Genomic DNA, 26,560 nt, shown 5'->3' on the forward strand with positions numbered 1-26,560 from the left:
GCTGAACGCTGCCTCGTGATTAGCGCAACACCAGTGCCAGCGCCGGTTTCTCGCCGTAATCCTCGTAGCGTTCGTTGATGCCGCCGACGCAAAAGGCCAGCTCTTCCAGCAGGTCTGGCGCGGCCGCCTTGAACTTGTCTGCCTCGAGGATGACGATCTCCAGCACCTCGTTCGGCTTGAGGCGGAACCTGGTCATGTTCTCGTCGTCGCGCAGATAGCTCATGCAGTCGACCCAGGCGTCGATGCTGTCCGCATAGTCGGCCGGGAAACCGAAGGCCTCGCGGCTCTGCTGGTGGAACGAGGCTTCGTCAATGATGGCGGCGCCGTTCAGTTCTGCCACTGCCATGTTCAACCTTTCAGGCCCAGCACGTCCTGCATGTCGAACAGGCCGTTGGCCTTGTCCGCCAGGAAGCGCGCGGCGCGCAGCGAGCCGTGGGCATAGGTCACGCGGCTGCTCGACTTGTGGCTGATCTCGATCCGCTCGCCGGCGCCGAGGAACATCACCGTGTGGTCGCCCACCACGTCGCCGCCACGCACGGTGGCAAAGCCGATGGTCGACGGATCGCGTTCGCCGGTCACGCCTTCGCGGCCGTACACGGCGCATTCCTTGAGGTCGCGGCCGAGTGCGTCAGCAATGACTTCGCCCATCTTGAGCGCGGTGCCCGATGGCGCATCGACCTTGTGACGGTGGTGCGCCTCGACGATCTCGATGTCATAGCCTTCGGAAAAGCTCTTGGCGGCCACTTCGAGCAGCTTGAGGGTGACGTTCACGCCGACGCTCATGTTCGGGGCGAACACCACGCCGATCTTTTCGGCGGCCAGCGCGATGGCAGCCTTGCCGGCGTCATCGAAGCCGGTGGTGCCGATCACCATCTGCTTGCCGTTGGCGGCGCAGTATTCGAGGTGCTGCAGGGTGCCTTCGGGGCGGGTGAAGTCGATCAGGATGTCGGCATTGTGCAGGCCGTGCCTGATGCTGTCCTCGATGACCACGCCGGTCAGGATGCCGGCGAAGGCGCCCGCGTCCTGGCCGATGAAGGGCGAGCCGGGCACGTCGAGGGCGCCGGCCAGGCGCGCGTCGGGAGCGTCCTGGATGGCTTCGATCAGCATGCGGCCCATGCGGCCGCTGGCGCCGGCGACGGCGATATTCAACATCGTCATGCTCGCCTCCTTATTGCTGGGTTGCAGGTGCCGCAACCTTGGCCGGCTCTACCGGGCGACGTTCGGGATGATCCTTGCTGCCCTTCGACGGACCGGCGATGCGGTCGATGTAGTCGCGCTCGCTCGGAAGGTTGCCGCCCTCGAAACGTTCGACCACGTCGTCCTTGAAGAACACGGTCACGCGGCTGGTGGTCAGCTCGCCATTGCCGCGCGCCAGGTAGAACGGGTAGTCCCAACGGTCGGCGTGGAAGGCATCCATCATCAGCGGCGAACCGAGCAGGAAACGCACCTGGTCGCGGGTCTGGCCGGCCTTGAGTTGATTGAGCATCTCTTGCGAAACGAAGTTGCCCTGCTGAATGTCCGGACGGTAAGGCGAGAAGATCCACAGGAACTTTTGCAGGCGCGTCGCCTGGACGGTTTGCGCGCCCGCATTGGCGATCGCGGCCGATTGTTCCGCGTCGGCCGCAGTGGCGGCCGCATCCGTCGCCACCGGCGGCGCCGGGCGTGTCTGGTTGCGCCAGGATGCGCAGCCGGACAGCGTCAACGTGCAGGCGAGACCCGCCGCCAGCGCTGCTTTGGCGGAGAATCGATGGAATACGGCTTGTTTGACGCGCATAGTTAACCTCAAAACGTTCGAGCGGGAGCTTTCAAAACGCTATATCATAAAGCACTCCGCCAATATTCGAGTAACAAACATGAGTAACAACCCGACCGACCTGAAGGCGAGCGGCCTCAAGGCCACGCTGCCACGACTGAAAATCCTGGAAATCTTCCAGAACAGCTCCGTACGGCATTTGACGGCGGAAGACGTCTACAAGATCCTATTGGCTGACAATATGGACGTGGGTCTCGCGACCGTCTACCGCGTATTGACCCAGTTCGAGCAGGCTGGCCTGCTCAACCGCAACCATTTCGAGACCGGCAAGGCGATTTACGAGCTCAACGCCGGTTCGCACCATGACCACCTGGTCTGCGTCACCTGCGGCCGCGTCGAAGAGTTCTACGACGACGAGATCGAAAAACGCCAGCAGATGATTGCTGAGCAGCATGGCTTCACGATCGTCGAGCACGCGCTCGCGATCTACGGCAGCTGCCCGCAGTGCCGGGGCATCAACAAGCCTGCATAAAGCCTGCCGCCCGCTTTCGCGAGCACAGAAAAAAGGCGCCTGGGTTTCCCCATGCGCCTTTTTTTCGCAAAACGGGGCGCCGTTTCAGGAATGGCTGAGCGCGTTCGACAGCAGCTTGGCCGTGATATCGACGATCGGGATCACCCTTTCGTACGCCATCCGGGTCGGCCCGATCACACCGAGGGTGCCGACGATGCGGCCGTCGACCGCATACGGCGCCGTCACCACGCTCATGTCGTCCATCGGCACCAGCTTCGACTCGCCGCCGATGAAGATCTGCACGCCGCCTGCCTTGCTCGACACGTCCAGCAACTGCATCAGGCCGGTTTTTTGCTCGAACATCTCGAACATCTGGCGCAGCGAACTCATATTCGACGACAGGTCGGACACCAGCAGGTTGCGCTCGCCGGCGATGACCATGTCGTCGCCTTCGGCCATCGCCTCGCTGCCGGCCTCGACCGCCGCCTGCATCAGGCGCCCCATGTCGTCGCGCAGCTGCTGCAGTTCGCCGCTCAGGCGCTTGCGTACCTCGTCGAACGACAGGCCGGCGAAATTCTGGTTGAGGTAGTTGGCCGACTGGGTCAGTTGCGAAGGGGAATAATCCTTGTCGAGCAACAGCAGGCGGTTCTGCACGTCGCCGCGCGGGTCGACGATCACCAGCAGGATGCGTTTTTCGCCCAGGCGCAGGAATTCGATCTGCTGGAACACCGACTCGCGGCGCGGGCTCTGCACCACGCCGGCGAACTGCGACAGCGAGGACAGCATCTGCGCCGCATTGGCGATCAGCTTTTGCGGCTGCTGGTTGGCCAGTGGCGGGGGCAGGCGCATGCGCTCGGCATCGACCGCCTTGTCGTCGATCGGCCCCACCGTCAGCAAGGTGTCGACGAACACGCGGTAGCCGCGCGGAGTCGGGATGCGGCCGGCCGAGGTATGTGGACTGGCCACGAAACCCATGTCCTCGAGGTCGGCCATGACGTTGCGGATGGTGGCCGGCGACAATTCCAGGCCCGACAGCTTGGACAGCGCGCGCGAACCTACCGGCTGACCATCGGCGATATAGCGTTCGACGAGCGCTTTGAGCAGGGTATGGGCACGGTGGTCGAGTTGCATGATTCCAGGAAACGTTTAGTGGCGCACGTAATGAGCACAAGTATTATAGGCAGGTTGGGGCGTGGCACGGCAGCACAAGGCTTGCTGTGACGCATGTTCAGCCCTGTTATTCGTGCACGTGGGACGTCTCCAACCAGTCGAGCAACCCGTCCAGGCTACTCACCTCGACATCGGGCTTGACGTCATGGGCCAGTTCGTTGAGCTTGCCGGTCCGGTTCATCCAGGCCGCGCGCAGGCCGGCGCGCTGGGCGCCCTGCACGTCCAGCAGCAGATCGTCGCCCACGTACAAGGTGTCCGATGGCGCCACGTTCAGCGCCGCGCAGCCGGCCAGGAAAATGCCGGGGTCGGGCTTGGCGCGGCCGAACTCGCGCGCCGCCACCGATGCCTGGAAATGGTGGGCCAGGCCGATGGTGTGCAAATCCGCCACGCCATTGGTGACCGAGCCGACCAGCACCTGTTTCTTCAGGCGCTCGAGGCCCGGCACCACATCGTCGTACGGCGTCACGGCGTTGCGGGCGGCAAAGAACTCGGTCATCGCCAGTGCGACCTTGCCGGGGTCCTCGCCCACCTGTTCGAAGGCGGCGACCAGGCCGGCATGGCGCAGCGCCCCCAGGTCGATCCCGAATTCGGGGCGATTGGCCAGCAATTCCAGGCGCGCCTGGCGCAGGCTGTCGATGGTAAAGCGCTCGGCGACCCGCGGCGCATGCGCGCCGAGCCAGGCATACAACAGTTTTTCGGCTTCCAGGATCACCGGCGCGATCGGCCACAGGGTATCGTCGAGGTCGAACAAGACAGCTTTGGGCCAGGGTCGGCGGCGGGTCATCGGCTTCCAGTAAGGGGGGAATGGGGCGTCCCAAGGATAGCGATGACCCCATCCAAATGCAATGTGCGCACAAAACGTATTGCCCTTGTTAAATCCTGGTTACACCATGATACAAAACCAAATGCGCCTGAAATGGACCGGCTGCTTGCCAAATGGACTAAAATGTTGAGCGATTTTTCTATTCCAACCGCGCAGCTGCGCTTTCCCGCTAGATTATTTGGAGATGTTATGAAGAGTTCCTACCTGCGTGCCGGTGCGGCGCTGGCATGCGCGGTCGCCTTGAGCGCCTGCGGTGGCGACGATGGCCAGCTGCTGCTGGGCGGCGAGTTCGCCGGCGTGACGAAAACCGGCCTGGTCGTGACCAATAACGGTGGTTCGGACTACGCCATCCAGCCGCCATCGAACGGTTCTGGCGCAGGCCAGTGGCGTTTCGACAACCTGATTTCAACCGATGACCGCTATAACGTCGAAATCAAGTCCCGGCCGTCGAACGTCAGCGATTGCAGGATCGAGAACGCGAGCGGCCGTGCGGGTTACCACGTGTACACCGTCTACATCACCTGTGACCTGAACCGCCACGCGCTGTCGGGCACGATCAGCAACCTGAAGGGCGAACTGGTCCTGGTCAACGGTTCGGACAATGTGACGGTCGCGGCGGGTGCAACCTCGTTCAAGATGACCGACGTTCCCGAAGACTCGCCATACGGCGTGACGATCCTGCGCCAGCCTGCCGACCAGACCTGCACGGTCAGCAACGGCAGCGGCGTCGTCGGACCGACGGCCATTACCAATGTCGCCGTTACCTGCACCCCTTAATTTTCCTGGAGCCTCAAGCATGAAGTCTTCCCTGATCCGTCCGGCGCTCGCGCTGGCCCTGGCCGCGGGCCTGGCCGGCTGTGGCGGCAGCGATAAAGCCGAGTTTGTTGTCAAGGGCACCATCGCCGGCATCGTCTATCCCGGCGCAGTCCTGCAAACCAATGGCCAGGAAATCGCCATCCCGGTGCCGTCCACACCCGGCGGCACGGTCAGCTTCGCCTTCCCGAACAAGCTCGAGTATGGTGATGTCTACAACGTGACCTTCAAGTCGCGGCCGCAATTCCAGGACACATGCACCGACTTGCCCAACACGATCCCGAATTTCAACGATACGGCAGGCCGGCTGGCGGACATCAACATCACCTTCGTTTGCTACGTCAATGCATTCGCACTGAAAGGCAAGGTCAATGGCTTGACTGCGGATGGCCTGGTGCTGGCCAACGGCAGTACCGGCGGCAGCGGAGCGGTCGATTGGACATCTGGCGTGACCACGCCGATCGACTTCGCACTGCCCGCCGTCCCCTATGACACGACCTATGGCGTGGTCGTGATCGCCCAGCCAACCGGCCAGGTCTGCACCGTGGTCAACGGGACCGGCCGGATGCCCAACGCGGAAGTGACCAATATCGCGGTCAACTGCGTCGCAGCACCAGGCTAAGCAGATATACACAATTCTTATGTCGAGTATTTGAAAGGGAAATTAGACTTATATGCTGCCGCGCAGCATAATAACTCCTGTCTCCTCCAACTCTCCTCAGAAAAGAATTGGATTTCAGCCCGCTCTCTGAGCGGGCTTTTTTTTGCCCGCGTTTTCTCATGCGGCTAACCGGGCCGCGCTCAGCGTGCGGCGCTGACCTTCACCACGGCGATCTTTTCCATGCCGACCGACACCTGGGACTGGTAAGCCTCGACCGAGCGCGCATTGGCGGCCACCGCGTAGCTGCTGAAGCCGGCGAGGATGGCGGCGGCGATGAAAATGGCTTCCATGTGCTTGAGGACGTTCATTGTATGCTCCTTGCTGGTCGGTTGGGACGCCGGATCGGCTGTCCATGTGAGCACTATAGAAAATGGCTTCACTGGCTTCCAGCAGGATGCGACGGACTGCATAAAACGCGGGCCAAGGTGCCTGGAATACGTGATAACCCGTATGCTGCGGCGCAGCAGAGCGGGTTCTGGACGTAAAAAAGCGCCGGCGGGCGGCGCTGATGGGTAGATCGTGTTGGCCGCGCGTACGGCGCAGCCGACCGGCGGATGTTACGAAACGGGCAAGTTAGCCAGCGCGACGTACTGTTCCAGGGTGACCGCTTCCGGGCGCAGGCCGGGGTCGATCCCGGCCTCGACCAATTGCGCTTCGGTGAACATGCCGGCCACGCAGTTGCGGATCACCTTGCGGCGCTGCGAGAAGGCCTTGGCCACCACGGCTTCCAGGCGCTTGCCGTCGCATGGCAGCTGGCGACGGGTCGGGACCATGCGCACGATGGCCGACTCGACTTGCGGCGGCGGATCGAAGGCGGTCGGCGGCACGATGAACAGCATCGCCATGTCGTAGCGCCACTGCAGCATCACCGACAGGCGGCTGTACGCCTTGGTGCCCGGCTCGGCCACCATGCGCTCGACCACTTCCTTCTGCAGCATGAAATGCTGGTCCTCGATCAGGTGGGCGAATTCGGTCAGGTGAAATAGCAGCGGGCTCGAGATGTTATAAGGCAGGTTGCCGACCACGCGCAGCTTCTGCCCTTCCGGCACCGGGATCGTCCCGAAATCGAACTTGAGCGCGTCGCCCGAGTGCACCGTGAGGCGTTCGCGCGGATAGGCTTTTTCGAGGCGCGCCACCAGGTCGCGGTCCAGCTCGACCACATGCATGTGGTCGAGCGACTTGAGCAGCAGCGCCGTCATCGCCGCCAGGCCCGGGCCGATCTCGACGATGGCCTCGCCCCGGCGTGGTCCGATGGCGTCGATAATATTGTTCAAGACATTGTCATCGGTCAGGAAATTCTGGCCGAAGCGCTTGCGTGCGACGTGTTTCATTATTGCTTTCTCAAGTATTCGTGGCGCCGCCGCGGCGTGCGGCCACCATGTGCATGGCGGCGCGGATCGCCTCTTCCATGCTGCCGCAGTCGGCCAGGCCCAGGCCCTGGGCGGCGAGGTCGAGGGCGGTGCCATGGTCGACCGAGGTGCGCACCAGCGGCAGGCCCAGGGTGACGTTGATGCCGCGCCCGAAGGTGGCGTGCTTCAGTACCGGCAAGCCCTGGTCGTGGTACATCGCCAGCACGCAGTCGGCGTCCTTCAGGTATTTGGGCTGGAACAGCGTGTCGGCCGGATACGGGCCGCGCGCGTCGATGCCGCGGCTTCGCGCAGCGTCGAGCACCGGCGTGATGACGTCGATCTCTTCGCGGCCCAGATAGCCGTTCTCGCCAGCGTGCGGATTCAGGCCGGTGACCAGGATCACGGGCGCCGCGATGCCGAATTTATCGCGCAGGTCGGCGTGCAGGATGTCGAGCACCTGGGCCAGGTTCTCGCGCGTGAGCGCGCCGGGGACATCCTTCAGGGGCAGGTGGGTGGTCGCCAGCGCGACCCGCAAATAAGGCTGGTCGCCCGCCGGCGCGCCGGCCAGCATCATGACCACCTTGGGCGTGCCCGTTTTCTCGGCCAGGTATTCGGTGTGGCCCGAAAACGCGATGCCGGCGTCGTTGATCGTGCTTTTTTGCAGTGGCGCGGTGACGATGGCGTCGAACCATCCGCAGGCGCAGCCTTCGATGGCCAGGTCGAGCGTGGCCAGTACCGCCAGCCCGTTCTCGGGATCGAGCTGGCCCGGCACCACGTGCGCGGCCAGCGGCACGTCGACCACCGCCAGGCGCTCGAGGCCGAAATGCGGCAGGCCGCCATTGCGCAGCGCCTGGGTCGACAGCGCCGCCAGGCGGATCGACGGATCGATCAAGCTGGCGGTCAGCGCCAGGAAGGCGGCGTCGCCGATCAGCACGCAGTTGGCCTGCTCGCGCAAGGCCCAGGCGGCGCGGATCGCGATCTCGGGGCCGATGCCCGCCGGCTCGCCGACCGTGATCGCCAGGACGGGCCTCTGGTGCGCCAACGGGCGCTCGGGCGCCTGTGGCGCAACCATGGTGTTACTGCTCCTCGCGGAACTCGACGTAGGCGCGGTCGCGCACCTGGCGCATCCAGTCTTCCATCGCTTCCTGCATTTTGCGATCGCGCAGGACCTGGCGCGCCACATTGCGCTCCTTCTGCAAGGTCACGTCTTCGCTCTTGCGTCCGATGACCTGGATCAGGTGGAAACCGAACGGCGACTGGACCACGTCGGAGACCTGGCCCGGTTTGAGTTCGTTCATCGCGGTCTCGAATTCCGGCACGGTGTCGCCCGGGTACAGCCAGCCCAGGTCGCCGCCCTTGGCAGCCGAACCGTCTTGCGAGTGCAGGCGCGCCAGGTCTTCGAAGGTACCGGCATTGTTGTCCATCTTTTCCTTGAGCTCGAGCAGCTTGCGCTTGACCTCGCCCTCGGTCATGGTCGGAGTGACCTTGATCAGGATGTGGCGCGCGTGGGTCTGCTCGACCACCGATTTTTCGGTCTCGCCGCCCAGCGGACGCTTGCCGGCCAGTTTCAGGATGTGGAAGCCGACGTTGGTCTTGAGGATCGGGGTCACCTGGCCGGCCTCGAGCTTGCGCAGCTCGGTCGAAAACATCGGCGGCAAGCGGTCGGCGTCGCGCCAGCCGATCTCGCCGCCCTTGAGCGCATCGGGCGCGTCGGAATAGGTCGAGGCCATGCGCGCGAAGTCGGCGCCGGTGCGCAATTGACGCATCACTTCCTCGGCGCGCGCGGCGCGGGCGGCGATCTGCTCGGGCGAGGCGTTTTCGGGGACGCGCACCAGGATCTGCGAGATGTCGACCTCGATGCGGTCGGCCTCGGCGGCCTTGGCGGCGGCCATATAGGTGTCGATCTCGGCTTCCGAGACCTGGACCTTGCTGTCGACCTCGTGCTCGCGCAGGCGCTGCATCATGATCTCGTTGCGGATGTCTTCGCGGAACTGAGAGAACGGCATGCCCTCTTTTTCCATCTGGTTGCGCATGTCCTGCACCGACATCTTTTGATTCTCGGCGATGCGGCCGATGGTGGCGTCCAGGGTGCGGTCGTCGACCTTGACGCCCATTTCTTTCGCCAGCTGCAATTGGGCGCGTTCGACGATCATCGCCTCGAGCACTTGCCGCTCCATGGTGGCCGGGTCGGGCATCTGGGCGTTACGCGCCTTCATGTTCTGGGTGACCTGGGTTACGCGGCCCGCCACTTCGTTGCGGGTGATCACTTCGTCATTGACGACGACCTGGATCGAATCGACCACCTTGGCGTTGGCCGACGCGGGCGGCAGGAAGCCGCCGCCGGTCGCCGGCGTGTCGGCCTGGGCCAGCGCCTGGCCTGCGGTTAGCGCGCACAGCAATGCTGCCGCCATCTGGAGGGACTGCAAACGGGTAGTACGCATCATCTGGAAAGCACTCATTTCAGGATAGTTCACATCGTGGACGACGAATCATGGACGGCTAGTATGGACGGCTAGTCTGAACGCTGGCTTATGGCCGTCCGATTCCGGTATTCAGTCGCGTATAGCCCGGGATGCTCTTGTTGAACGACTCGAGCGGGTTGCCCAGGCCCAGGCGCGACAAGCCATTGAGCTCGAGCTGGAAGAAGATCGGCGTCGACGTTTCCTGGGCCGCGGTCACGAAGCGCTGCGCACCCATCCGGAACACCCAGCAATCGGCCTTATATTCGAGACCGATCAGGCTCTCGATCAGCTTGCCGCCGGTCGCTGGATTGTTGCTCGGCTGCCCCACGCCATACGACCGCAGCGCATAGCTGACCCGGCCCACGCCATACCAGCGCCGCCCGATCGGCCACTGCGCCGAAAAGTCGATGTTGCGGAAGCTGTCACGCTGATAACGGTATTCGGCATTCAACACCTTCATCTGCCCCGGACGCCACTGTACACCGACATTCGAACTGTACAAACTGCTTCCGGATGCATCGTATTGTACGCCGCTATCGAAGGTCCAGGACTCGGAAATGGTGCCCGAAGCGGCCAGCAGCACGTCGGAACGGCTCTTGTGCTCGGTTTCGCCCGGGAGCCGCACGCGCGGCTCTTCGAAGTACAGGCGCTGGCCGAAGGCCAGGCGCAGGCGCTCGGCGCCGTCTTCCTGGATGAAGCGCGACACCAGGGCCGCCGTCATCTGGTTGGCGTCGGACACGCGGTCCAGGCCCACGTAGCGGTTCTCGGAGAACAGCTGGGCGTAGTTGAAGCCGGCGCGGCCGGTGTCGAACAGCGGGACATCGCTCTGGTCTTCGTACGGCGTGTAGACGTAGAACAGGCGCGGCTCCAGGGTCTGGGTCGCGGCGCCGCCGAACAGCGTGGTCTGGCGCTCGAACACCATGCCGCTGTCGAGCGAGACGGTCGGGATCGTGCGCGACAGCTTGGTGGGCAGGCCGGGCCGGCTGCGATGCTCTTCGAGATCGTACTTGGCCGCGTTGTACATCAGCTTGGGCGTGACGAACCAGCCCGGACGCACGATCGGATAGCTGACCTGCCCCTGCACCACGGCGCGGTTGCCGCCGATGTCGGTGGGGTGGTCGAAGCGGGTCGCCTCGGCGTCGATCGACCAGTCGAAACCGGCCACGTCGTAGCGCGCGGCGCGGAAGTTAATCTGCGGCAGGCGGTCGTAGGGGCGCGGCACCGTCAGGCTCGGATTGGTCGCGGCGGCCGGGTCTTGCAGCACCTGGTAGTTCTGGGCGCGCGCGGTCAGGCTCCAGAACTGGCCATAGTAATCGGTGCGCAGTTCGCGCAGCAGCTGGCGTTCGGCGCTGGCCGAGACGGTGCGCGAGAAGTCGGACGGGTATTCGTCGTCCGAGGCGCCGTGCAGGTTCCAGCCGTACGACCAGTTGGGCGCGATCGTCTGGTTGTGCAGCGAGTCGACGCGCCAGCGCGTGGTATTCGTTTCTCGGTCGTCCGGCAACACCTCGATGTGGGTCTCGCCCATATAGGTGCTGCCGAGGTAGCGGCCGGTGGCGCCCATCTGGAAGCCGCGGTCGAACATCATGCGCGGATACAGCGTCAGGTCGCGGTTGGGGGCGATGTTGACGTAGTACGGCACCATCACCTCGGCCTTGCCCTGCGAACCGAAGCCCACCGTGGGCGGCAGCCAGCCGGAGCGGCGCTGGCCGGACAGCGAGAACGACATCGCCGGCGTGCCGATGATGGGCACGTCCTTGAAATAGATGATGGTCTTGCCGGCCGTGCCGACGTCGCGGCCGCTGTCCAGGCGCAGGGTGCTCGACTTGAGATACCAGTCGGGATCGGGACCTTCGCAAGTGCTGTAGGTGCCGTTGCGCACCAGGGCCTGCTGCTCGCCCAGAAAGTCGATGCGGTCGGCGCGGCCCTGGCCGTTGGTCTCGGCCAGGAGGTAGGTCGGGTTGAGCAGGTAGCCCTTGCCGGTCTCCATGTTCAGCTGCAGCTCATCGCCCTTGTAGCGGTCGCCGAAGCGCCACATATTGACGTTGCCGGTGGCGGTGACTTCGTCCTCGACCCGCAGGTAGCAGGCGGTATCGGCTGTGATGCCGGTCTGGCCGCGCGTGATCTCGACGTTGCGGTTCAGGTCGAGCCGGCGGTCGGGACGGCCACCGATCTCCTCGGCCTGGATGGTGACGGGGAGTTCGTCTTCAGCCTGGGGCGCCGGGGGAACCCCCTGGGCGAATGCCGGGACCGCGGTGGCGGAAACCAATGCGTAGAGCGCGAGCACCTGCCGCGGTGGGAAAGGTTGTCGTGACGACCAGCTCATGGAAAATCGCAGCTCATGGAAAATCGGACATGCACCATAAAGGGCGGTTTTTTTAGAATGAATCCCTTATTATATGGGAATTAGCTCAACCAACCGGATTCGTCAGGCCGCTTCATGTCATCTTTGTATCAAAACTCTTCCACTTCCGCCGGCGCCGCACTTGATCCCGATCTGCGCCTGGCGCAGTTGAACGAATGGCTGGCCTCGACCGGCCTGGTGGAAGTCGCAAGCGGCCGTCCTGCCTCCGTCGATGCGAGCTTTCGCCGCTACTTCCGCTACGACGTCGTGCCCGCCATGCGGGACAAACTGGGCGCGACCCTGGTCGCCATGGATGCGCCACCGGAACGCGAGAACGTGCCGGCCTATATCCACGTGCAGGGCCTGCTGTTCGACGCCGGCGTGACCGTGCCGGCGATCGCCGCGCGCGACGTCGAACGCGGCTTCCTGCTGCTGGGCGACCTGGGCACCACCACGTATCTCGCGCGCCTGGATAGCGACAACGCCGCCTTCATGTACTCCGACGCGGTCGACGCCCTGCTCAAGTTCCAGATGGCCAGCCAGCCGGGCGTGCTGCCCGAGTTCGACCGCGCCTTCGTCCTGCGCGAGCTGAACATCTTCCCGGAGTGGTACCTGAACCGCCACCTGGGCGTGACGCTGGACGACAAGCAGCAGGCCCTGCTCGCCAAGGTGTTCGAGGCGATCACGGCGAACGTGCTGGCGCAGCAGCAGGTGTTCATGCACCGCGATTTCCATTCGCGTAACCTGATGTTCCTCGACCAATTCAATCCCGGCGTGCTCGATTTCCAGGACGCCGTGTATGGCCCGGTAACCTATGACCTGGCCTCGCTCCTGCGCGACGCCTACATCCAGTGGGACGAAGAGATCGTGCTGGACTGGGTGGTGCGCTACTGGCAGAGCGCCAAGCAGGCCGGCCTGCCGGTCAATCCGGACATCGACGCGTTCTACCGCGACTTCGAGTTCATGGCCCTGCAGCGCCACCTGAAAATCCTCGGCATCTTCTGCCGCCTGAACTACCGCGACAACAAGTCGCACTACATGGGCGACCTGCCGACGGTGCTCGACTACGTGCGCAAGACGGCGAACCGCTACACCGAGCTCAAGCCGCTGCTGCGCCTGCTCGACGCCCTCGACAACAAGGCGCCGCAAGTCGGCTACACGTTCTGAGGTCCGCATGAAAGCGATGATTTTCGCCGCCGGCCGCGGCGAGCGCATGCGGCCCCTGACCGACAGCTGCCCCAAGCCTTTATTGAAAGTGCGCGGGCGGCCCCTGATCACCTGGCACGTGCTGAACCTGGTGCGCGCCGGGATCACGGACATCGTGATCAATCACTCCCACCTCGGCCACATGATCGAGGACGAGCTGGGCGACGGTAGCCGCTATGGCGCGCGCATCGCGTACTCGCACGAGCCGACGCCGCTCGAGACGGCGGGCGGCATCGCCAATGCGCTGCACCTGCTGGGCGACGAACCCTTCCTGGCGGTGTCGGGCGATATCTATGCGCCCTACTTCGATTTCTCACTGGCGCTGGACGCCCTGAAGGATATCGATGCGGTGGGCGTGCCCTACCCGGTCGACAAGCGCGACATCGCCTGGCTGTGGCTGACGCCGAATCCATGGCATAACCCGGAGGGCGACTTCGCGCTCGACATGTACACGCTCAAGAACGACGGGCCCGCCAAGTGGAACTTCGCTGGCATCGGTGTGTACCGCGCCGAGATGTTCGACGGGATCAAGGCCGGCGAGTTCCTCAAGTTCGGGCCCCTGATGCGCAAGTTCATCGAGCAGGGCCGCGTCGGCGGCGAGATCTACCAGGGCCAGTGGGTCAATGTCGGCACCGTGGGCCAGCTGGAAGAACTGAACGCGCCGCTGCGGACGGCCAAGACGGCGTCATGATGCCGTATGCCGCCCGGCGTGCGGATGTGCTGGCGCGGATGCAGCCGGGCGCGGTGGCGGTATTGGGCACGGCGCCCGAGGTCTTGCGCAACGGCGACAGCGACTATCCCTATCGCCACGACAGCCATTTCTATTACCTGAGCGGGTTCGCCGAACCCGAAAGCTTCCTGGTGCTGGCGGCGGCGCAGGGCGAGCGTGCGGCGCGCTCCATCCTGTTCTGCCGCGAGAAGCATGTCGAGCGCGAGATCTGGGAGGGGTTCCGTTTCGGCCCCGAGGCGGCGCGGCGCGAGTTCGGTGTCGACGAGGCATATCCGATCGACGAACTCGATGCGCGCATGGCCGACATCCTGGCGGACGCGCCCTCACTGTACTACGCGCTCGGTTCACCGCTCGACACCCGGGTCGCGCTCTGGCTCAAGGCCGTGCGCGCGCGCGGTCGCAGCGGCGTCACCGCGCCGCAGGCGACGCATCACCTGCTGGGCATCCTGGACGAGATGCGCCTGCTGAAGGACGCGCACGAGATCGCGCTGATGGCGCGCGCCGGCGTGATCTCGGGCCAGGCGCATGCGCGCGCGATGCGCGCTACCCGGCCCGGCATGTTCGAATATGAACTCGAGGCCGAGCTGCTGCACGAGTTCCGCCGCAACGGCGCGCAGTTCCCTGCCTATCCTTCGATCGTCGCTTCCGGCGCGAATGCCTGCGTGCTGCACTACAGCGCCAACAATCGGCGGATCGCTGACGGTGATCTGGTGCTGATCGACGCCGGCTGTGAATTCGACGGCTATGCGGCCGACATCACGCGCACCTGGCCGGCCAATGGCCGTTTCAGCGATGCGCAGCGCACCTTGTACGAGCTGGTGCTGCGCGCGCAGGCCGCGGCCATCGCGGCTGTCAATCCGGGCCGGCCGTACGGCGCGATCCACGATGCGGCGGTGCGCGTGCTCACCGAGGGCATGCTCGATCTCGGGCTGCTCGATGCGGATAAAGTGGGCACGCTCGACGAGGCGGTCGCGTCGCGCGCCTATGCGCAGTTCTACATGCACGGCACCGGCCACTGGCTGGGCATGGACGTGCACGACGTCGGCGCCTACCGCGACGTCGCCGTGCCCGACAAACCCTCGCGGCCCCTGCTGCCGGGGATGGCGTTGACGGTCGAACCGGGCATCTATGTGCGTCCCGCAGAAGACGTGCCGGAACGCTTCTGGGACATCGGCATCCGGATCGAGGACGACGTGGTCGTGACCGACACCGGCTGCCGCATCCTGACCGGCGACGCGCCGAAGGACGTCGCGGATATCGAAGCATTGATGGGGGGAACGCGATGACCGAACAAGTACAGGACCTCGACTTCGACGTGGCGATCTGCGGCGCAGGCCCGGTGGGCCTGGCCCTGGCCGCCTTCCTGGCGCGGCGCGGGGTGCCCGGTCCGCGCATCGTCCTGATCGACGGCAAATCGCTGGGCCAGGCGATCTCGGACCCGCGCTCGATCGCGCTGTCCTGGGGCAGCGTGCAGTTGCTGGACGACGTCGGCGCCTGGCCACTGCCTGCCACCGCGATCCACCAGATCCATGTCTCGCGCCGCGGCCAGCTGGGACGCAGCCTGATGGACCGCGCGGAGCACGACCTGCCGGCGCTGGGCTACGTGACGCGCTATGGCGCCGTGGTCGACGCCCTTGCGCGCCGCTGCGAGGCGGCCGGCGTCGCCGTGCTGCGTCCCGCGCGCGTGCAAGCACTGCAAGAGGCGGCGGATGGCGCGCTCTTGACGCTGGACGACGGCCGCACGGTGCGCGCGCACGTGGCGGTGCAGGCCGAAGGCGGCGTCTTCGGCCTGCAGGACCACCGCGCCCGCAGCCGCGACTACGAACAAACCGCCGTGATCGCGCGCGTGACGAGCGACTTGCCGATCCCGCACCGCGCCTTCGAGCGCTTCACCGACGAGGGCCCGCTGGCCCTGCTGCCGGAAGACGGCCCCGACGGCCACCAGTACGCGCTGGTCTGGTGCGTACGTCCCGCGCGCGCCGCTGCCGTCCTCGACCTGGACGATGCGAGCTTCCTGAAGCAGCTGACCGACACCTTCGGCGCCCGCCTGGGCACATTCACGAAAGTATCCCCTCGCGTCGCCTTCCCGCTCGGCCTGAACGCCGAAGCGCGCGCCACCGCCCGTACGGTCGCGATCGGCAACGCCGCGCAAACCCTGCATCCGGTCGCCGGCCAGGGCCTGAACCTGGGCCTGCGCGACGCCGCCGTCCTGGCCCGCCAGCTGGCGCGCGGCGCCGATTCCGCCGCGATCGGCCGCTTCCTCGAAGAACGTACCCAAGACCGCCGCGTGACGATCGGCCTGACCGACACGATGGCCCGCGCCTTCACCGGCGACGGCCCGCTGCAACCCCTGCTGGGCCTGGGCCTTGCCGCCCTCGACCTGGCGCGACCGGCGCGCATGCTGCTGGCCGACCTGATGATGTTCGGACGCCGCTAGCCTGTCAAAAAGAACAGGCAAACCTCTCCTGAACCCACCACTCATCAGTGCTCACTTTATTTCAGCCTGCCTGGACGCGACGGCCCTTCAGCCGGCGTGGCGGGCCAGGCGTTCCAGCAACGTGCTGGCGGTAGCGGCCGACGAACCGGGGTTTTGTCCGGTGATCAGGAGGCCATCGACCACCACGTACGAAGCCCAGTCGTCCAGCTTGCTGAAGATGCCGCCTTTCGCCTTGAGCTCGTCCTCCACCAGGAAGGGCACGACATCGCTCAGGCCGACGGCGGCTTCCTCGGTATTGGTAAAGCCGGTGACCCGCTTGCCCTTGACCAGCGGCGCGCCGTCGGGACTCCTTACATGGCGCAGCACGCCCGGGGCATGGCATACCAGGGCCGCCGGCTTGCCGGCGGCGATGAACGCTTCGATCAGCGCGATCGAGTCGGCGTCTTCCGCCAGGTCCCACAGCGGACCGTGACCGCCCGGATAGAACACGGCATCGAAATCGTCCTGCGACACGCTGTCGAGGCGCACCGTAGCGGCGAGTTCGGCGGTCGCGGACGCATCGGCTTCGAAGCGGCGGGTGAGCGCGGTCTGGAACGACGGTTCATTGCTCTTGGGGTCGAGCGGCGGCTGGCCGCCGGCAGGTGAAGCCAGCACCACCCTGGCGCCCGCTTCCTTGAACGCATAGTAGGGAGCGGCCAGTTCCTCGAGCCAGAAACCGGTCTTGCGGCCGGTGTCGCCGAGGGTGTCATGGGAGGTGAGAACGATCAGGATATTCATGGTGGTATTTCCTTCTTCCGGTTGAAAGTAGACCAGTCGTCTAGAGATTGCTTCAAAAAATGGCGTTTCGCAAGAAGCGCCGGATACGCCCCGCTTACCGGGGCAGTTGCAATACGTATTGCGTTGTTTCCATCGCGGCATCGAAAGGCGTGACGTCGCGCACGATCTTGACCATGACGCTGGCGCCGAGCCAGAGCTGGTACAGACTCTGGGCCGCACGCACCGCCTCGCCATCGACCGTCAGCGAGCCTTCGGCGGCGCCGCGTTCGATCGCACCGGCCAGGCGCGCCACGATGTTGGCCGTGCCCTGCTTCAGGGTCAGGCGCATCGGCTCGGACAGGTCAGCCACTTCGGCGCCCAGCTTGACTGCAAGGCATTTTCCTTGGCAATCGGAGAATGACTGGTTGTCACGCCACTGCTCGAAATAGCGCACGACCCGCTGCGCCATGGTCATGTCTGGCAATTGCAGGGTCAGGTCCATGTCGGCCAGGTAATCCTCGAAATACTTCGTCAGCAGCGCTTCCCCGAAGGCATCCTTGGAGCCGAAGTAATGATAGAACGAACCTTTGGGCACCCCCGCGCTCGTCAGTATCTCGTTCAAGCCCACTGCCGAAAAACCCTTGCCGGCCATGATGCGCTGTCCTACCGCGAGGATATTGTCGCGGACGTCGGAGGGGTCGGATGTCGTCAGTTTTGCCATCAACCTACTCTATACCTAATTAGACCGGTCGTCTAGAATTATTTGTGCTATGCGAATGGCCTGATCTTTCAATCAATTGGCCATTAAATCTACACTGACCCTAATTACTGGGCTATTGGCTGGGGTTAATCGACGGCCTTGACCATGGATTCGATGACTTTCTTGGCGTCGCCGAAGACCATCATCGTGTTCGGCTGGTAGAACAGGTCGTTGTCCAGGCCGGCGTAGCCGGAGGCCATCGAGCGCTTGTTCACGATGATGCTCTTGGCGCGGTAGGCTTCCAGGATCGGCATGCCGGCGATCGGGGACTTGGGGTCTTTTGCCGCGGGGTTCACGACGTCGTTGGCGCCCAGGATCAGGACCACGTCGGTCTGGCCGAATTCGCCGTTGATGTCTTCCATTTCGGCGACCTGGTCGTAAGGGACTTCGGCCTCGGCCAGCAGCACGTTCATGTGGCCGGGCATGCGGCCTGCCACGGGGTGGATCGCGTAGCGCACCGTCACGCCGTGTTCGGTCAGCTTGTCGACCAGCTCTTTTACCGTATGCTGGGCGCGCGCGACCGCCAGGCCGTAGCCGGGGACGATGATCACCGACTCCGCATTCTGCAGGATGAAGGCGGCGTCTTCGGCAGAGCCCGACTTGACCGGGCGCTGCTCCTTGGCGCCGCCGTCGTCGACCGCCGCCTCGCCGCCGAAGCCGCCCAGGATCACGTTGAAGAACGAGCGGTTCATCGCCTTGCACATGATGTACGACAGGATCGCGCCGCTCGAGCCGACCAGCGAGCCGGCGATGATCAGCATCGAGTTGTTCAGCGAGAAGCCGATGCCGGCCGCCGCCCAGCCCGAGTAGGAGTTCAGCATCGACACCACCACCGGCATGTCGGCCCCGCCGATCGGGATGATGATCAATACGCCCAGCAAGAAGGCCAGCGCCGCCATCGCGACGAAGGGCGTCCAGCTCGGGGCCACGCCATCGGCGAAGCAGAACATCAGGCCCAGCACGACGATCGCGATCGCCAGCACCAGGTTCAGGATGTGCTGCCCGCCGAAGCGCACCGGCGCGCCCTGGAACAGGCGGAATTTGTACTTGCCCGACAGCTTGCCGAAGGCGATCACCGAGCCCGAGAAGGTCAGCGCGCCCACGAAGGTGCCGATGAACAGTTCGAGCCGGTTGCCGAACGGCAGCGGGGTCTCGCGCGTGGCGATGTTGAAGGCCCATGGCTCCGACACCGCGGCGACCGCGATGCATACCGCCGCCAGGCCGATCAGCGAGTGCATGGCCGCCACCAGCTCGGGCATCTTGGTCATCTCGACCTTCTTCGCGGCGTAGGCCCCGATCGCGCCGCCGACCACCACGCCCAGCAGCACGAGGCCAAAGCCCGCGCCGCCGCCCTGCCCCAGGCTGTCCTGCAGCTTGAGCATCAGGGCCACCGTGGTCACCACCGCGATCGCCATCCCGGCCATGCCGAAGGCGTTGCCGATGCGCGCGGTCGAAGGCGACGACAAGCCCTTGAGCGCCTGGATGAAGCACACCGAGGCGACCAGGTAGAACAGCGTGACGAGGTTCATGCTGATGGCGTTCATGCCCGCTCCTCCGCTGTGTGCGCCTTGACGTCGGCGCGCTGCGCGGCCTTCGGCTCCTTCTTCTTGAACATCTCCAGCATGCGCTGGGTGACTAGGAAGCCGCCGAACACGTTCACCGCAGCCAGCGCCACCGCGACCGTCCCGGCCACCCGTCCGGTCAAGCCCTCGGTCAGGCCGGCGGCCAGCATCGCGCCGACGATCACGATCGCCGAGATGGCGTTCGTGACCGCCATCAGGGGCGTGTGCAGCGCGGGGGTGACGGTCCAGACCACGTGGTAGCCGACGTAGATCGCCAGCACGAAGATGATCAGGTTGATGATGGTGTGGCTGATGTCCATGCCTAGTCTCCTGTCTTGTCGTGACCTGCTTGAAGAATCTACTTACGCAATACTTCCCCGCCCGCGCATACCAGCGTCGCGGTCACGATCTCGTCCTCGCGATCGATGAAGAAGCGGTCGTCCTTGTCGATCACGAGCTTGAGGAAGTCCAGCACATTGCGCGCATACAGGGCCGACGCATCGGCCGGCACCAGCGCCGCCAGGTTCGCTTCGCCGATGATGTGCACCCCATGCTTGATCACGGTCTTGCCCAGTTCCGTCAGTGGGCAGTTGCCGCCTTGCGCGATGGCCATGTCGACGATCACGGAGCCCGGCTTCATGGCGCGCACCGTCTCTTCGCCGATCAGCACCGGCGCCTTGCGGCCCGGGATCAGGGCGGTGGTGACGACGATGTCGGCCAGCTTCGCGCGCTCGTGCACCAGTTCGGCCTGGCGCCGCATCCAGTCGGCCGGCATCGGCCGCGCATAGCCGCCGCTGCCCTGGGCGATCTCGCGTTCCTCGTCGGTCAGATACGGGACGTCGATGAACTTGGCGCCGAGCGACTCCACCTGCTCCTTGACGGGCGGGCGCACGTCCGACGCCTCGATCACGGCCCCCAGGCGCTTGGCGGTGGCGATCGCCTGCAGCCCGGCCACGCCGACGCCCATGATCAACACCCGCGCCGCCTTGACCGTGCCGGCCGCGGTCATCAGCATCGGCATGAAGCGCCCATAGGTATTCGCGGCCAGCAGGACAGCCTTGTAGCCGGCGATATTGGCCTGCGACGACAGTACGTCGAGCGACTGCGCGCGCGTGATGCGCGGCGCCGCTTCGAGCGCGAAGGCGCTGAGGCCGGCGCCGGCCAGCGCACCGAGATTGTCGGCATCGAAAGGATCGAGCATCCCGACCAGCACCGTATCGCGCCGCATCAGCCCAAGTTCGGCGGCGTCTGGACTACGCACCTTGAGCACCATGTCGGCGCCGAAAGCGGTGGCGCCGTCGACGATGCTGGCGCCTGCCGCCTCATAGGCGGCATCCGGCGCCGCCGCATGCAGTCCGGCGCCGGCCTGCACCAGGATCTGGTGCTTGGCGGACAACTTCTTGACGGTTTCGGGAGTTGCTGCAACACGGGTCTCGCCCGGCCTTGTCTCGGCCGGTATGCCTATCCTCATGGATTCCTCCGTACGTGGATGCCGGGGTCCAATCTATCACGTCTTTACAACAATTTCCCAAATATAAATTTCTTTTGGCGAAGCGGGTGTTGTGCTGAGCAAACACAATCCCGGCAGGGGATTTGTCAGCATTTTTGCGACAGATCAAGCCCAATTAACGACAGGCAACCACCACAGGCGGGACCAGGCTGAGCAAAGCAGGCCCGGCCCGAGGTAGAATACCGGCTCATTTTCAAGGACAGGCATGAGCGACATCTTCAAACCATCGGTTACCGTGGCTGCGATCATCGAGCACGAGGGCCGTTTCCTGCTGATCGAAGAAGAGACGAGCGAGGGCGTCAAGCTGAACCAGCCCGCCGGCCATCTCGACCCGCACGAATCGCTGGAACAAGCGGTCGTGCGCGAAGCGCTCGAGGAAACCGCCCACGAGTTCATACCGCGCACGCTGGTGGGGATGTATATGTCGCGCTACCACTCGAAGTCGCGCAATGCCGACGTTACCTACCTGCGTTTCACCTTCGCCGGCGACGTCGGCCGCAAGTTCGACCAGCCGCTCGACGAAGGCATCCTGCGTACCCTGTGGATGACGCGCGACGAGATCGCCGCCACCGCCGACCGCCACCGCAGCCCGATCGTACTCAAGTGCGTCGACGACTACCTGGCCGGCCAGAGCACGCCGCTGTCCCTGCTGCACACCCATCCCTCGGTGTTCGAGGGTGGGATCTGAATTCAATACGGACGTAACATGAGCAAGAAAAAAGTCGTGATCGGGATGTCGGGCGGAGTCGACTCCTCGGTCGCGGCGTGGATGCTGAAAGAACAAGGCTACGACGTGGTCGGCCTGTTCATGAAGAACTGGGAAGACGACGACGACTCCGAATACTGCTCGACGCGCCAGGACTGGATCGACGCGGCCAGCGTGGCCGACGTGGTCGGGGTCGACATCGAGGCGGTCAACTTCGCTTCGGAGTACAAGGACCGCGTGTTCGCCGAATTCCTGCGCGAATACCAGGCCGGCCGCACACCCAACCCGGACGTGCTGTGCAACGCCGAGATCAAGTTCAAGGCCTTCCTCGACCATGCGATGAAGCTGGGCGCCGACCTGATCGCCACCGGTCACTATGCGCGCGTGCGCGAAAACCTCGGCACCGGCAAGTTCGAGCTGCTCAAGGCGTTCGACGCCACCAAGGACCAAAGCTACTTCTTGCACCGCCTGAACCAGGCGCAGCTCTCGAAGTCGCTGTTCCCCTTGGGCGAAATCCCGAAAACCGAGGTGCGCAAGATTGCCGAGAAGCTCAAGCTGCCGAACGCCGCCAAGAAGGATTCGACCGGCATCTGCTTCATCGGCGAGCGCCCGTTCCGCGACTTCCTGAACCGCTACCTGTCCTACAAACCGGGCCCGATCCTGCTCGACGACGGCACCAGGGTCGGCGAGCACGTCGGCCTGTCGTTCTACACGCTGGGCCAGCGCAAGGGCATCGGCATCGGCGGGCTCAAATCGCGCAAGAACGCCGACGGCACCAGCGAGCCGTGGTTCGTGGCGCGCAAGGACATCGAGGCCAACACCCTGTACATCGTGCAGGGCCACGACCATCCATGGCTGTTGTCGAACCGCCTGGAGGCCGGCCAGGCCAGCTGGATCGCGGGCGAGGCGCCGGATCCGCGCGAACTGTCGGCCAAGACCCGCTACCGCCAGGCCGACGTGGCCTGCCGCGTGCTGGCCGAGGGCGCCAACCGCTTTACCCTCGACTTCACCGACCCGCAGTGGGCGGTGACGCCGGGCCAGTCGGCCGTGCTGTACGATGGCGACGTTTGCCTGGGCGGCGGCATCATCGATGCCCGCTCGGGCATCGTGTAGCACCCTCAGCGAGCGCGCCCGGCCAGCCATTCGGCCAGCGCGCTCGGCGTCATGGGACGCGCATGCAGGTAGCCCTGCACCTCGTCACAGCCCGCCGCGCGCAAGAACTCCTCCACGTCCGCCGTCTCCACGCCTTCGGCCACTACCTTGTGACCCAGGTCGTGGGACAGCTTGATCATCGTGCCCACCAGCGCGCGCCGGCGCTCGTCCTGGATCAGGTTGCGCATGAAGCTCTGGTCGATCTTGACCACGTTGGCCGGCAGGCTTTGCAGGTAGGACAGGCTGCTGTAACCGGTGCCGAAATCGTCGATCGCCAGTTGCACCCCGGCGCGCGCCAGGCGCTCCAGCGTGGCCTGCGCCACCTTGGGGTTGCGCATCAGCGCGCTCTCGGTCAGCTCGAGGGCCAGGCTTGCCGGCGGCAAGCGATGACGCAGCAGGAGCTTGAGCACGCGGTCGCAGAAATCCTGCTCTTCCAGGTTCACCGCCGACACATTCACCGCCACCTGCAGCGTGACGCCCTCTTCGCGCCATGCGGTCATCTGGCGCATGGCGGAGGCCAGCACCCAATCGGTGGTGGCGCGCGCGAGCGAGGTGGCCTCGATCACGGGAATGAATTCGCCGGGCGAGATCACGCCCATTTCGGGATGGTTCCAGCGCAGCAGCGCCTCCACGCTGACGCAGGCGCCGTCCTTCAATCCGACCTTGGGCTGGTACACCAGGTGCAGCTGGTCGGGGCTCTCGAGCGCGGCGGCGAAGGCGTTCACCAGCCAGAAGCGGCGCTGCAGCAACGCGTCGTGCTCGGACGAGAACACGCGCACGCAGCGCTCGGCGGCCAGGGCGTCGTGGGCAGCGCTGTGCATATTGCGCAGCAGGTCGAGGCCATCGCCCTGGCCAATCGTGAACGGCGCGATGCCGACCGTGGTCGTGGTGATGAAGCGCGCCTGGCCATAGCTGGCGTGCGTGTCGAGCCAGGACTGCAGTTGGCCGCAGAAGGTCTCGAGCGTGACACCTGGCGGTGCGAAGAAAGCGAACTGGGTGCTGGCCACGTGGTAGATCTTGCCGGCGCCGCCCAGGCGCAGCTGCGGCAGCGCGCCGCGCACCATGTCGTCGAGATAGCCGGCGCCCATCACGCGCTGGGCGTCGCTCAATTCCTGCGGGCTCGCCAGGCTGACCAGGGCCGCGAGCCGCATGTCGCCGGCCGTTTCGGCCAGCTCGAGGTCGATGAAGTCGCTGAGGAACTGGTTGCGGTTGGGAAGGCCACTGACCGGATCGATCCTGCCCAGCGCGTGCTGCAGCTCGATCTGCGCCATCACCATCGCCGCCAGGTCTTTCAGCGCCTGGCTCTCGGCCGCCGTCACCTGGCGCGGCTCGAGGCCGAGCACGCACATCGCGCCCAGGCAATAGCCATCGCTGGTGGTAAGGGGCGCGCCGGCGTAGAAGCGGATACCGCTGTCGGCCAGCAAGCTGTCGCGGAAATGATCGTCCTCCAGCAGGTCCGTCACGACCAGCGCGTCGCCACTGTCGGCCACGCTTGCGCACGGCGCCCCCACGCGCGGGATGGTGTCGTGCGCGACCCCGACCTTCGACTTGAACCACTGGCGGTCGCTGTCGGTCAGCGACACGGCGGCGATCGGCAGGTCGAACAAGTGGGCCGCCATGCGCGTGATGCGGTCGAAGGCCTCGCTGGGCGGGGTATCGAGCAGTTCCAGGCGCCGCAATGCCTCGAGGCGCGCCGTTTCATACGGCGCCGCGGCAAACGGCGCGGGTTCGGTTAGTGTATTCATGGGCGGTCCGGCTGGTGGTGCGGCGTGGGCGCACAAAATGACGAAATTGACGAGCTAGCTTTCATTGTCGAGAAAAAAATTCCCTCAGTCAACAATTATTGCCATTAGCTCGTCATTTCCGTCATTTTTTGTTGCCTGGTGTAAAATCGATGTATTGCAGCAATACAGCACGCCATGATGACCAGACCTGAGAACGACGACCCGATCCTGACCACGCGCGAAGCGGCGCGTCTGCTGGGCGTGGCAGTAAGCACCGCGCAGGTCTGGATGGAAGGCGGCGCGCTGCCGACCTGGAAGACCCCGGGCGGCCATCGCCGGGTGCATCTGAGCGCGGTGCGCCAGTTGCTGCGCCAGCACGCGGCGGACGCCGCCGCCGACTGCCCCGCACCGACCGGCGAATTCGTGCCCAGCCTGGCTCCGACCTACCCGGTGCCGGCCGGCGAGGCCCGGCGACTGCAGGCACTGGCCGCCTCGAAGCTGATGGAGTCGCCGCACGAAGCAGCGTTCGACCGCCTGACCTGGCTGGCCAGCCACGTGACCGAATGCCCGATGGCGCTGCTTACGCTGCTATCTGGACAACGCCAGTGGTTCAAGTCGCGCATCGGCATGCGGCAGAGCGAAACCCCACGCGATGTGGCTTTCTGCAGCCACACGATCATGCAAGACGCCGCATTCGTGGTGGAAGACGCGCGCGCCGATCCGCGTTTCGCCGTCAATCCGCTGGTGACGGGCGAACCGCACATCCGCTTCTACGCCGGCTATCCGGTGCTGGATGCGCAGGGCTTCGCACTCGGTTCGCTGTGCGTACTGGACCGCGAACCGCGCCGCCTGCGCGAGCGCGAGCTGCGCGCGCTGCGCGAACTGGCGGCGATCGCATCCGACGAGTTCAGGCGCCGGAACTAGGATGCGGCCGGCTTGGCCGCCGCCTGCTGCTTCTTGACGAAAGCCAGTACGGTATTGCGGATCGTCTTGAGCACGGTGTCGGCCTTGAACGGCTTGACGATGAAGCCGTGCACGCCGCGCGCCGCCGCCGACTGCACCGCCTGCGCGTCGAGCGTGGCCGAAACCAGGAAGATCAGCGTCTTGGGCAGGTTGGTGCGCAACTGCTCGACCACGTCATTGCCATCCTCGACCTGCTCGCGCGCGATACAGATCACGTGCGGGCGGTGCTTCATCGCCAGGCCGTAGCCGAGCGCGCTGGTGTGGGTGGCGCCCACCACCTCGTAGCTGCCATCGGCCAGCACGGTGCCCAGCATCGCACGCGAGACCGCGTTTCCATCCACGATTACCGCCTTGAGCATCGCGTCGTCTCCTCTCTAATGCGCGTCGTAGGCCAGCATATTCCAGGTCACGCCCAGGCGCACGTCGAGCTTGAGCGAGACCAGGCAGCGCGAGATCTCGAGTATCTCGCGCTCGGCGCGCAGTCTTTCGCCGAGCGGCGTCTTGAGGATGCCGGCGCCCGCGATCACCGCGTCCAGGCTGCCATAGGCGTTGAGCAGGCGCGCGGCCGTCTTCATGCCGACCTTGGACACGCCCGGCACGCCGTCGGTCGGGTCGCCCATCAGCGCCAGCAGGTCGTGCAGCAGCTCGGGAGCGACGCCGAAACGCTGGCGCACCCAGGCGTCGTCATGCCATTCGTTCTTGAAGTGGTCCCATACCAGCGCGCCGTGCGCGATCAGGGGATGCAGGTCCTTGTCGGTGGTGGCGACGATGGCCTCGCCTTTGCCTTCGGACAGCCAGCGCATCACGCCGGTGGCGATCACGTCGTCGGCCTCGACCTCGGGCACCGATACCACATGCAGGCCGACCGCGCGCAGGCGGTCATGGAATTCGGGCAGCGCCGCGCGCAGCTCGTGCGGCATCGCCGCCCTTCCCTCGCGGTAGCGCGGATATAGCGCGTGGCGCCAGTTCGGTCCGCCGTAATCGAAAGCGGCCAGCACGTGGGTCGGCGCATGCGTCTCGAGCACGTTGCGAAACGACGAGAAGGCGTGACGCAGCGCGATGCTGGCCTTCAGGTCCGAATCCGGTTCGGGACTGGCCTCGTACACGCGCCGCACGATGTTCAGTCCGTCGATGGCAAGCAGCTTGGCCATGCTGGTTCCTTACGCCTTGC

General features: G+C 65.1%; 28 protein-coding genes. 10 read left to right on the forward strand and 18 right to left on the reverse strand.

Translation table 11 applies throughout. From position 1 onward, the window contains the following. Nucleotides 1-19: 19 nt before the first annotated feature. Genes AC56KW_RS03870 through AC56KW_RS03880 form a run of 3 tightly spaced genes read right to left on the reverse strand, consistent with a single transcriptional unit; the run spans nt 20 to nt 1,774 of the window. The gene (locus AC56KW_RS03870; protein ID WP_497169400.1) at nt 20-346 is read right to left on the reverse strand and encodes a barstar family protein; all 327 of its coding nucleotides are present in this window, start codon (nt 344-346) and stop codon (nt 20-22) included. 2 nt (nt 347-348) lie between these two features. Further along, nucleotides 349-1,158: a 4-hydroxy-tetrahydrodipicolinate reductase gene (gene dapB, locus AC56KW_RS03875; protein WP_497169401.1), complete on the reverse strand. Its 810-nt coding sequence runs from the start codon at nt 1,156-1,158 to the stop codon at nt 349-351. A 10-nt stretch (nt 1,159-1,168) separates the two neighbouring features. Further along, the gene (locus AC56KW_RS03880; RefSeq protein ID WP_497169402.1) at nt 1,169-1,774 is read right to left on the reverse strand and encodes an outer membrane protein assembly factor BamE; all 606 of its coding nucleotides are present in this window, start codon (nt 1,772-1,774) and stop codon (nt 1,169-1,171) included. 79 nt (nt 1,775-1,853) lie between these two features. Here AC56KW_RS03880 and fur point away from each other — a divergent pair, with 79 nt between their 5' ends. Continuing rightward, the gene (gene fur, locus AC56KW_RS03885; protein ID WP_497169403.1) at nt 1,854-2,285 is read left to right on the forward strand and encodes a ferric iron uptake transcriptional regulator; all 432 of its coding nucleotides are present in this window, start codon (nt 1,854-1,856) and stop codon (nt 2,283-2,285) included. A gap of 84 nt (nt 2,286-2,369) precedes the next feature. Here fur and hrcA read toward each other — a convergent pair whose 3' ends face one another. After that, a complete protein-coding gene (gene hrcA, locus AC56KW_RS03890) occupies nt 2,370-3,395 on the reverse strand; it encodes a heat-inducible transcriptional repressor HrcA (protein ID WP_497169404.1) in 1,026 nt (341 codons plus the stop codon). A 106-nt stretch (nt 3,396-3,501) separates the two neighbouring features. After that, nucleotides 3,502-4,218 carry an HAD family hydrolase gene (locus tag AC56KW_RS03895; protein ID WP_497169405.1) on the reverse strand — a complete coding sequence of 239 codons (717 nt, stop codon included), beginning with the start codon at nt 4,216-4,218 and terminating at the stop codon, nt 3,502-3,504. A gap of 228 nt (nt 4,219-4,446) precedes the next feature. Here AC56KW_RS03895 and AC56KW_RS03900 point away from each other — a divergent pair, with 228 nt between their 5' ends. Continuing rightward, nucleotides 4,447-5,034 (forward strand): hypothetical protein, encoded by a 588-nt coding sequence (locus AC56KW_RS03900; RefSeq protein WP_497169406.1) that lies wholly within the window; start codon nt 4,447-4,449, stop codon nt 5,032-5,034. 19 nt (nt 5,035-5,053) lie between these two features. After that, on the forward strand, nt 5,054-5,692 hold the full coding sequence (locus tag AC56KW_RS03905) for a hypothetical protein (RefSeq protein ID WP_497169407.1): 639 nt from the start codon (nt 5,054-5,056) through the stop codon (nt 5,690-5,692). A 179-nt stretch (nt 5,693-5,871) separates the two neighbouring features. Here AC56KW_RS03905 and AC56KW_RS03910 read toward each other — a convergent pair whose 3' ends face one another. The 5 genes from AC56KW_RS03910 to AC56KW_RS03930 form a co-directional block, all read right to left on the reverse strand. Beyond that, entirely contained in the window at nt 5,872-6,039 is a 168-nt protein-coding gene (locus AC56KW_RS03910) for a hypothetical protein (protein ID WP_187271610.1), read from the reverse strand. Between the two features lie 249 nt (nt 6,040-6,288). Beyond that, the gene (gene rsmA / locus AC56KW_RS03915; RefSeq protein ID WP_497169408.1) at nt 6,289-7,062 is read right to left on the reverse strand and encodes a 16S rRNA (adenine(1518)-N(6)/adenine(1519)-N(6))-dimethyltransferase RsmA; all 774 of its coding nucleotides are present in this window, start codon (nt 7,060-7,062) and stop codon (nt 6,289-6,291) included. Between the two features lie 10 nt (nt 7,063-7,072). Next, nucleotides 7,073-8,152 (reverse strand): 4-hydroxythreonine-4-phosphate dehydrogenase PdxA, encoded by a 1,080-nt coding sequence (pdxA, locus tag AC56KW_RS03920; protein WP_497169409.1) that lies wholly within the window; start codon nt 8,150-8,152, stop codon nt 7,073-7,075. A gap of 4 nt (nt 8,153-8,156) precedes the next feature. Beyond that, entirely contained in the window at nt 8,157-9,524 is a 1,368-nt protein-coding gene (locus AC56KW_RS03925) for a peptidylprolyl isomerase (RefSeq protein ID WP_497169410.1), read from the reverse strand. An 85-nt stretch (nt 9,525-9,609) separates the two neighbouring features. Then, nucleotides 9,610-11,865, reverse strand: a complete 2,256-nt coding sequence (locus AC56KW_RS03930) for an LPS-assembly protein LptD (protein WP_497169411.1) — start codon at nt 11,863-11,865, stop codon at nt 9,610-9,612. Between the two features lie 114 nt (nt 11,866-11,979). Here AC56KW_RS03930 and AC56KW_RS03935 point away from each other — a divergent pair, with 114 nt between their 5' ends. The 4 genes from AC56KW_RS03935 to AC56KW_RS03950 are packed head-to-tail and all read left to right on the forward strand — an operon-like array spanning nt 11,980 to nt 16,256. Continuing rightward, nucleotides 11,980-13,050, forward strand: a complete 1,071-nt coding sequence (locus AC56KW_RS03935; protein ID WP_497169412.1) for an aminoglycoside phosphotransferase family protein — start codon at nt 11,980-11,982, stop codon at nt 13,048-13,050. 7 nt (nt 13,051-13,057) lie between these two features. Then, entirely contained in the window at nt 13,058-13,780 is a 723-nt protein-coding gene (gene murU / locus AC56KW_RS03940; RefSeq protein WP_497169413.1) for an N-acetylmuramate alpha-1-phosphate uridylyltransferase MurU, read from the forward strand. Then, entirely contained in the window at nt 13,777-15,105 is a 1,329-nt protein-coding gene (gene pepP / locus AC56KW_RS03945) for a Xaa-Pro aminopeptidase (protein ID WP_497169414.1), read from the forward strand. The genes murU and pepP overlap by 4 nt, the downstream gene beginning before the upstream one ends. Then, nucleotides 15,102-16,256 carry an FAD-dependent monooxygenase gene (locus AC56KW_RS03950; RefSeq protein ID WP_497169415.1) on the forward strand — a complete coding sequence of 385 codons (1,155 nt, stop codon included), beginning with the start codon at nt 15,102-15,104 and terminating at the stop codon, nt 16,254-16,256. The genes pepP and AC56KW_RS03950 overlap by 4 nt, the downstream gene beginning before the upstream one ends. An 87-nt stretch (nt 16,257-16,343) precedes the next feature. Here AC56KW_RS03950 and AC56KW_RS03955 read toward each other — a convergent pair whose 3' ends face one another. The 5 genes from AC56KW_RS03955 to AC56KW_RS03975 form a co-directional block, all read right to left on the reverse strand. Then, nucleotides 16,344-17,033, reverse strand: a complete 690-nt coding sequence (locus AC56KW_RS03955; protein WP_497169416.1) for a type 1 glutamine amidotransferase domain-containing protein — start codon at nt 17,031-17,033, stop codon at nt 16,344-16,346. 94 nt (nt 17,034-17,127) lie between these two features. Then, nucleotides 17,128-17,724, reverse strand: coding sequence for a TetR/AcrR family transcriptional regulator (locus tag AC56KW_RS03960; RefSeq protein WP_497169503.1), 597 nt, complete (start codon nt 17,722-17,724; stop codon nt 17,128-17,130). Between the two features lie 134 nt (nt 17,725-17,858). Beyond that, nucleotides 17,859-19,316 carry an NAD(P)(+) transhydrogenase (Re/Si-specific) subunit beta gene (locus AC56KW_RS03965; RefSeq protein ID WP_497169417.1) on the reverse strand — a complete coding sequence of 486 codons (1,458 nt, stop codon included), beginning with the start codon at nt 19,314-19,316 and terminating at the stop codon, nt 17,859-17,861. Further along, a complete protein-coding gene (locus AC56KW_RS03970) occupies nt 19,313-19,654 on the reverse strand; it encodes an NAD(P) transhydrogenase subunit alpha part 2 (RefSeq protein ID WP_497169418.1) in 342 nt (113 codons plus the stop codon). Before AC56KW_RS03970 ends, AC56KW_RS03965 begins: the two co-directional genes overlap by 4 nt. A gap of 38 nt (nt 19,655-19,692) precedes the next feature. Beyond that, nucleotides 19,693-20,805: a Re/Si-specific NAD(P)(+) transhydrogenase subunit alpha gene (locus AC56KW_RS03975; RefSeq protein ID WP_497169419.1), complete on the reverse strand. Its 1,113-nt coding sequence runs from the start codon at nt 20,803-20,805 to the stop codon at nt 19,693-19,695. A 244-nt stretch (nt 20,806-21,049) separates the two neighbouring features. Here AC56KW_RS03975 and AC56KW_RS03980 point away from each other — a divergent pair, with 244 nt between their 5' ends. Then, nucleotides 21,050-21,532 (forward strand): NUDIX hydrolase, encoded by a 483-nt coding sequence (locus tag AC56KW_RS03980; RefSeq protein ID WP_497169420.1) that lies wholly within the window; start codon nt 21,050-21,052, stop codon nt 21,530-21,532. Between the two features lie 18 nt (nt 21,533-21,550). Further along, nucleotides 21,551-22,663 carry a tRNA 2-thiouridine(34) synthase MnmA gene (gene mnmA, locus AC56KW_RS03985; protein WP_497169421.1) on the forward strand — a complete coding sequence of 371 codons (1,113 nt, stop codon included), beginning with the start codon at nt 21,551-21,553 and terminating at the stop codon, nt 22,661-22,663. A gap of 5 nt (nt 22,664-22,668) precedes the next feature. On the opposite strand, the gene AC56KW_RS03990 is transcribed toward mnmA, so the two are convergent. After that, nucleotides 22,669-24,447, reverse strand: coding sequence for a sensor domain-containing phosphodiesterase (locus AC56KW_RS03990; RefSeq protein ID WP_497169422.1), 1,779 nt, complete (start codon nt 24,445-24,447; stop codon nt 22,669-22,671). A gap of 174 nt (nt 24,448-24,621) precedes the next feature. Here AC56KW_RS03990 and AC56KW_RS03995 point away from each other — a divergent pair, with 174 nt between their 5' ends. Next, complete coding sequence (locus AC56KW_RS03995; RefSeq protein WP_497169423.1) at nt 24,622-25,350, forward strand: GAF domain-containing protein; 729 nt, start codon at nt 24,622-24,624, stop codon at nt 25,348-25,350. On the opposite strand, the gene AC56KW_RS04000 is transcribed toward AC56KW_RS03995, so the two are convergent. Both AC56KW_RS04000 and AC56KW_RS04005 read right to left on the reverse strand, forming a co-directional pair. Continuing rightward, nucleotides 25,347-25,748, reverse strand: coding sequence for a response regulator (locus AC56KW_RS04000; RefSeq protein WP_497169424.1), 402 nt, complete (start codon nt 25,746-25,748; stop codon nt 25,347-25,349). The genes AC56KW_RS03995 and AC56KW_RS04000 overlap by 4 nt on opposite strands. Before the next feature lie 15 nt (nt 25,749-25,763). Beyond that, nucleotides 25,764-26,540, reverse strand: a complete 777-nt coding sequence (locus AC56KW_RS04005; protein WP_497169425.1) for a 5'-3' exonuclease — start codon at nt 26,538-26,540, stop codon at nt 25,764-25,766. Between the last annotated feature and the right edge of the window lie 20 nt (nt 26,541-26,560).

It is taken from the genome of Telluria sp. RT2P19, assembly GCF_059685725.1.